5 protein-coding genes are annotated in these 7,074 nt (G+C 62.3%); all 5 read left to right on the forward strand.

From position 1 onward, the window contains the following. Positions 1 to 71: 71 nt before the first annotated feature. Complete coding sequence (locus OXG55_09620; protein MCY4103503.1) at positions 72 to 392, forward strand: hypothetical protein; 321 nt, start codon at positions 72 to 74, stop codon at positions 390 to 392. Between the two features lie 8 nt (positions 393 to 400). Further along, a complete protein-coding gene (locus OXG55_09625) occupies positions 401 to 1,195 on the forward strand; it encodes a hypothetical protein (GenBank protein ID MCY4103504.1) in 795 nt (264 codons plus the stop codon). 75 nt (positions 1,196 to 1,270) lie between these two features. Continuing rightward, positions 1,271 to 1,540 (forward strand): hypothetical protein, encoded by a 270-nt coding sequence (locus OXG55_09630; protein MCY4103505.1) that lies wholly within the window; start codon positions 1,271 to 1,273, stop codon positions 1,538 to 1,540. A gap of 438 nt (positions 1,541 to 1,978) precedes the next feature. Next, positions 1,979 to 5,272 (forward strand): fibronectin type III domain-containing protein, encoded by a 3,294-nt coding sequence (locus OXG55_09635; protein ID MCY4103506.1) that lies wholly within the window; start codon positions 1,979 to 1,981, stop codon positions 5,270 to 5,272. A gap of 137 nt (positions 5,273 to 5,409) precedes the next feature. Beyond that, the coding region (locus OXG55_09640; protein MCY4103507.1) for a hypothetical protein at positions 5,410 to 7,074 on the forward strand (1,665 nt) is incomplete at its 3' end.

Here is a 7,074-nt window from a genome sequence, read left to right on the forward strand (position 1 = left end):
GGCTGACGCAACGGCGCTTCGGCCGAACCGCCGGCCGCGGCTCGCGGGCCCCTGCCGGCCGGTAGCAGTCGATGCGCAAGGAGCGGCAGGAAATGGTTGGTGCAGGCATAGCGCTGTTTGTCTTGTGCTTCGGCGCGCTCGTCGACATCCATCGCCGCTCGTTCGCCTCGTGGGTGCACGCCGACCGAAGGCGGAAGCATTGGCTCACGTGGAGTTACGGTCTCGCCTTCATCAATGTACTTCTGCTCTCAATGTCAGGGATTCTGCCGGCGCTGGGTGTCTTCGTGATCCTTTCCTGCATCATCTACCTGTGCTGCTATGCGGGCCTGCTGATTCCGTCGATGCGGAACGGGCAGAGCACCACCAGCGACTTTCGCCATCCAGACCATTAGGAGAAGCGGTGAAATCGTCCAAGGCCGATCAGGGCCAGTTGATCACGATACAGAAGTATCAGACATACAGCGGCTACGAGTCCCGGAATATCGCCAGCGGAGACGATGAAGAAAGATCAGTTCTTGTCCGACCAAAACCGGATCGGGCCACACGGTCTATCCGTCTGGAACCCCAGGACGGTAAATCAGTCATGCGCGGAGCCGCGAAGGGCTTGCAATGGCCGAGCGGGAATATCGCTGACGTCAAGATCGAGTTGGTTCTCACCGATCAACGGATTGCCTTCGCGATTCCGCGGTGCCCGAAGCCGTCAGCGCTTCAGCCAATGCTCACCCTCAAGTACATGCCCTTTGAGCCGTTCGAGTGGCTGTTCCGGTATGCGGCAGAGTCACGTCGGTACAACACCCAGATCGGGCTGGGACAACTCCATTACGACTGGATTACAGCTGTTGGATCGGCACACCAGATGCGTGGGCGGCGGCGACGCCCCGGCCGTCAGAAGAACGGAGACATCCTCCGCATCGGCTTCGATCCGGTCGTCGACGCAGGTGGAGAGATCCACGAGTCAGGTTCGGGGAGCGCCGATGTGCATGTGGAGTTGGCACCGGACCTGAGTGGCGAGATGCTGGCGTTGGAGCTGACCGCACGGGTCTGCCGCCACAGGCTTGCTGCCCTTGAGAGCAGCGACACCGACAACGGCGTGGCCGAGACGATTGCCTCCACACTGAAAGAAGTGGAAGAGCGCATCGCCAGTTTCACAATGGGGGTCTCAAACCCGAACCTCTCCTATGAGATTACGCGCTGACTCTTCGCTCCGTGCTGGGGAGTTCAGGACGTCGTTCGCAGGATTCTCAGCTGTCTCAACTGTCAAGGGGAGACCATGACATTCTATCAGGAATCGAGAAGGCCGGATCGCACTGCCAAAAGTGGTCCTATGTCCGGGTTTGTGCGCGGCGTGGTGCCGCAGTTAGGCACCACGTTCTTTGTGGCAGGATTCACGCTGCTTCTATTGGCAGCGTTCGACACCCGTCTATTGCCAGGGTTCGACACCTACTACGTGGGCAGTCGGTTGTATGCGGGTCTGGTGTGCCTGGGCTTGGGTATTGCACTGCTCTACTACTATGCAAAAATCGCTGGCAGTCCCGAGTGATTGTAGGCGAAGCCCGGTATCTGGCGCAGAGGGTATACAAACTCAATTTGAGAAGGGCTGGCAATGAGTTTCTATCAGGAACTGGGCGAGGGAGAGCATTCGAAGTCTGATGAAGTGTTGAATTCATCCCGAGGATATCTAGCGCTGATAGTCGTGCCATTCCTGGCGGGATTCGCGTGCATATTCCTGACATTCCGGCTTCGCTTCTGTCACGTTGGCTTCCGTGACGGCGGAGTGGACAGTTGGTGTGATCCGATTAATACGCCTCTCCTTGTTGCAGGAATCGTCCTGATGGTGGTCCCCGTGGTGGTGCACATGTTCAGGGTGGCACTCACTAAGTCGAACGAGTAGCAGCAGCTCGTTGGTATCGTGTCAGGCCATGAGTCGGAAGAACTGGCCGATGTTATTGGAGTGGACACAGGAAGAGCGGAGTGCGTCGTGAAAAATGGTCGTAAACTGTTCCGCAGGATTCCGAGGTTCGGTCGCTTAAACCTCGGCTGCGCGATCATCGTTATGGTCATTTGCACTGCCTTGGTGCCTGCGGCGGCGTCTTCGCCGGTGGTGGCGCAGGAGCAGACGTCGTGGTACGTGAACGACGACCCCAGCCTGTTCGGGCCGTCTGAGTATTGGTATTGGGGTGATCCCGGTCATGGTTACGGTTCGAACTATTACCGCTACACGTATGCCATAGGCGGTGCCAGGTCTGCGGACAATTGGGCGCGGTGGTCCATGGGGCCCCGGGTGGGCCTCCAGGAGATCCAGGTGTATGTGCCGAGCAATCACGCCACGGCGACGGTGTATTACAACATCACGATCGGGTCGCGGACGTTCAGGCGGTCCGTGGCGCAGGCCAGTATCTCGGGTTGGCACTCGCTGGGCAACTGGGACGCCGGTGGCGCCGACGTGGTCGTCGCGGTCTACGACAACGACGCCGGGCATCACAAGGACCGCCACGGCTTTGCGGCCAGCCGGATCGGTGTGGACGCTATCAGGATGCGCTGCGTGGCCCGCTGCTCCGCCAACCCGTCGCCTCCGTCGCCTCCGCCGCCGCAGCGGGACGTGACCATTGAGCTCGGCGCGGATCGGAGCGGGTGCGGTTACTCGCATCTTCCGTGCCGGTGGGTGGACGCCACCTTCGAGGGGTTCGCGTCGGGACGTTACCTGCTGGAGTGCTATTGGAGCACGTCGCGGGGCTCGTTGGGGAGTCGCACCGCGTCGCGGACGATCACCGTCTCGGGGCGTTCGGTCGACGAGCTGTGCTGGTTCAACGTGCAGCCGGGCCGCTACCTGACCCTGGTGGTGGACGGCGTCCGATCCAACACCATCCAGTTCTCCGGAACAACCTCCCCGCCCCCGCCGCCCCCGCCGCCATCGTCGCTCGTTGTTGAGGTGCCGTCGGCTCCGAGTTTCTTGGCGGCTTCCGTCGGTGAGCGTAGGGCGGGTGTTTTGTGGTCACCGCCTGCTGACGACGGTGGCGCGCCGGTGACGCGGTATCGGGTGGAGTTGTATGAGGGCGGAACCCGCGTCGATCGCTTCTATGTCGCCTCCGGCGCAGTGGAGGTGTCGTTCGGCGGTCTCACGCCGGGCACGGCGTACACGGCCTACGTGCGGGCCGAGAACAGAGCCGGTTGGGGCGCTCGGGACAGCACGACTTTCACGACGCTGGCGGATTCATCCCCGCCGCCCACCACCACGACGACAACGCAGCCGCCGGAGGCCCAGGCCACTCGCGCAATCCGCATCTCCCTGGGCGCGGATCGGAGCGGATGCGGGTATGAGCATCTTCCGTGCCGCTGGGTGGACGCCACCTTTGACAGGTTCGCGTCGGGACGTTACCTGCTGGAGTGCTACTGGAGCACGTCGCGGGGCTCGCTGGGGAATCGCACCGCGTCGCGGACGATCACCGTCTCGTCGCGCTCGGTCGACAATCTGTGCTGGTTCAACGTGCAGCCGGGCCGCCATCTGACGATGGTTGTAGACGGCGTCCAATCCAACACCATCCAATTCGCAGGCACCCTTGGCCAGACCTCAGCCAGCCAAAATAACGACCAGAACAACAATGACCTACCGCCGAGTATGGCAGATGTGGACGCCGGGTTAGCCACCGCCCTGCCAGCGCCGTCAGAGGCCACCGCGCCCTCCTCTCCCCGCAATCTGGAGATCGCGGTCATTGACTCCAATCGGGATGCCGACACGCTGAAGGATGACCTCATCGTGACGTGGGATTCTCCAGATAACAATGGAGGTGCAAGGGTCGCAGGCTATCGGATGACGATATCGCGCCCACCTATCTCGAACGGACCTGATGTACGACCCCATCCTTGGTCCACAAGTGGGCGACCGTCGTCACCGTATGAGTTTGCGGGACTCTCGTGTGCTGCCTATACGATTACCCTCGCAGCGGAGAATCGAGCCGGACGCGGGTCAATCTCACGGGCAACCGTGAGCACGGAATGCCCACCTCGCCCCGGATATCTGAATGATGATCCAGTGATCCGCGGTGGGGAGGCTTCTGGCTTGGGTCAGGGTACGATGGCCGGTTGGGTCATATACAAGCTAGGCGTGTTTACTGCGAACACCTATTTTCCTGATGAAGACAATCCCAACAATCCGAAGCCTGGCGACCACATCGGCACAAACGGTTTTCATGTAGTTCATATAGGCGATCGAAATCATTACGCCTACTGGACGTTCCGAGATGTTGATCCCGGCCGTTACGATGTTCAGGTGTTCGTTCCGGCTCATCGCGATTGCACTGCCACTGCAGGAACCGCGCTTGGTGAGGTCGTCGAGTTCGTCGGAGGGATATTTGGTAGCGACTACGAGGCTGTCTGCAATTACCGTTTTCGTCCAGGGGTCAATGCCGAGTACAGGGTTTACGAGGATGTACTGGTGGATGCCGATGGGGACACCACGTTCCGAGGTCTGCAGTTCCATACTACGGTGGATCAGTCGCTAAAGTCAAGCGATACCGGGAGATGGGTAACACTCGGGTCGCTTGACGTAGCCTCTGCGATGAACCCGACGGTTCGTGTAGCGACATTTGACTTAGATCATGTCGGGGATAGAGATTATCCTCATTCGACAACTTCCACAGGGGATGAGCGTTGGGAGCACCATCTAGCTGTAGACGCTGCCCGCTTGATCCCCGTTGACGCAGTCGTTGATTGGAGCAGCGACCAAAGGTATGTCGATGCTGTTGCGTGGTGCCAGAGTGATGTGATCTATCAGCTCGTTATCGATCCGATCGTCGATCTGATTTTGGAGCACACGCTTGGAACGATCAAGGATACGATGATCGAGAGTGCAATAACCGGAGCTCTGGTTGGTGCCGCTGCGGGGCTTACGGCTGCCAGCGGTGGAATCGGAACACCGCTACTTGTAGGTACGGTAGGTGTGAAGATCGCCAGCGGAGCCAAATTTGTGGTCAAGGTAGTGACCAAGGTACAGAAGATTTGGGATCTATTCCGTCGCCTCGATGAGATCTTGGACAAGATTCGCCGAGTTCGCGATACAGCTGAAGTGTTTGCCGAAGTATTGGATAACTTTGTATTGGACAACTTTAAATTAAGCGCAACAGGCGAAGACGGTCTCGATCATGAATTTGACCTAGGATCAATGTGCGAACAAGATGCGGTATGGGAGAACTACTATGGCGACAATAACTTCGGCGGTGAGGTGCAAAAATTCGTGCGAGAGAGATTCGAAGAGGCTGCTCGGCTCGTCGGTTGAGCGAGTATTGCCGGTTCCTGACCCCCGGCGGCGAGCATGAGGGACCGCCAAGAGTCTAACGCATTCGCTGGTAACCGCTGGACACGGGAGGAATAGTGCGCGACACAGTAGGAGTTCGAAGCCGCTGGCTGCCGGTCATGACGCTGGCGTTGCTGGCGGCGGCGTGCGCCGGCGGTCCAAGCGAGCCCGGTCCAACCACGACGGCAGCGCCTCCGCCGAACACCATCGGCGATAGGGCATCGCCTGCCGCGGAGGAATCCATCCCCGAGCAGGCGAACAGCGAAGCCGCGTCGACTGAAAGGCGACAACCGGCGGAACCATCGCCCGCGGACACTGCGAGCGACGACGGGCCGGCCGCAGCACCGGTGCCCGTTCCCGGGCCGCCTCCGCCGCCCCCGGGCGCTGAGGACACCACCGCGGCTCTGGTGTCCGACACTGCCGACGGAGAAACGGCTAGCACCAGGCAAGGCGCCGCCGGGAGATACACCGCCGTTTCTGCCGGCGGGGATCATTCCTGCGCGGTGCGAATCGACGGTTCGGTCACCTGCTGGGGCTCCAACGACGACGGCCAGGCGGTCGCGCCGGCCGGGAGTTTCACCGCGGTGTCCGCCGGCGGCAGGCATTCGTGCGCCCTGCGGTCTGACGGTTCGGTCACCTGCTGGGGCTCCAACGACGACGGCCAGGCGGTCGCGCCGGCCGGGAGTTTCACCGCGGTGTCCGCCGGCGGGGATCATTCGTGCGCCCTGCGAGATGGCGGTTCGGTCACCTGCTGGGGCTCCAACTACCACGGCCAGGCCGACGACTCGCCAGCCGGGACCTTCAGCGCCGTGTCTGCCGGCGACGGGCATTCGTGCGCCCTGCGAATCGACGGTTCCGTCACCTGCTGGGGCGACAACTCCCAATACTGCGAGTCGGAGATCTGCTACGACGGCCCCGCCGACTCGCCCGCGGGTAGCTTCAGCGCCGTGTCTGCCGGCGACGGGCATTCGTGCGCGGTGCGAATCGACGGTGCCGTCACCTGCTGGGGCCGCAACGACGACGGTCAGGCCGAAGCGCCCGCGGCGAGCTACAGTGCCGTGTCTGCCGGCGACCGGCATTCGTGCGCCCTGCGCACTGACGGAGCCGTCATCTGCTGGGGCCTCAGCCACTACGGGCGGGCTGACTCGCGGGTTGACGCGCCCTCGGGGAGTTTCACCGCGGTGTCCGCCGGCTGGGATCATTCGTGCGCGCTGCGGTCTGACGGTTCGGTCACCTGCTGGGGCGACAACGACTACGGCCAGGCGGTCGCGCCGGCGGGGAGTTTCACCGCGGTGTCCGCCGGCGGCGGGCATTCGTGCGCGCTGCGGTCTGACGGTTCGGTCACCTGCTGGGGCGACAACGACGACGGCCAGGCGGTCGCGCCGGCGGGGAGTTTCACCGCGGTGTCCGCCGGCGACCAGGATTCCTGCGCCCTGCGCACTGACGGAGCCGCCACCTGCTGGGGCGACAGCCACTACTGGCACGTGGACGTGCCGGCGGAGAGTTTCATCGCGGTGTCCGCCGGCGGGGGGCATTCGTGCGCGCTGCGGTCTGACGGTTCGGTCACCTGCTGGGGCGACAACTACTACGGGCAGGCGGTCGCGCCCTCGGGGAGTTTCATCGCGGTGTCCGCCGGCTGGGGTCATTCGTGCGCGCTGGGGTCTGACGGTTCGGTCACCTGCTGGGGCTACGACGACGGGCGGGCGGTCGCGTCGGCGGGGAGTTTCACCGCGGTGTCCGCCGGCGGGGGTCATTCGTGCGCGCTGGGGTCTGACGGTTCGGTC

It is taken from the genome of bacterium, from assembly GCA_026708055.1.
GTDB lineage: Bacteria > Actinomycetota > Acidimicrobiia > Acidimicrobiales > CATQHL01 > VXNF01.

Bases quoted from the DNA above. Each gene is read 5' to 3' on its own strand.
- OXG55_09620 (MCY4103503.1), top strand. From the start codon at position 72: ATGCGCAAGGAGCGGCAGGAAATGGTTGGTGCAGGCATAGCGCTGTTT.
- OXG55_09630 (MCY4103505.1), top strand. From the start codon at position 1,271: ATGACATTCTATCAGGAATCGAGAAGGCCGGATCGCACTGCCAAAAGT.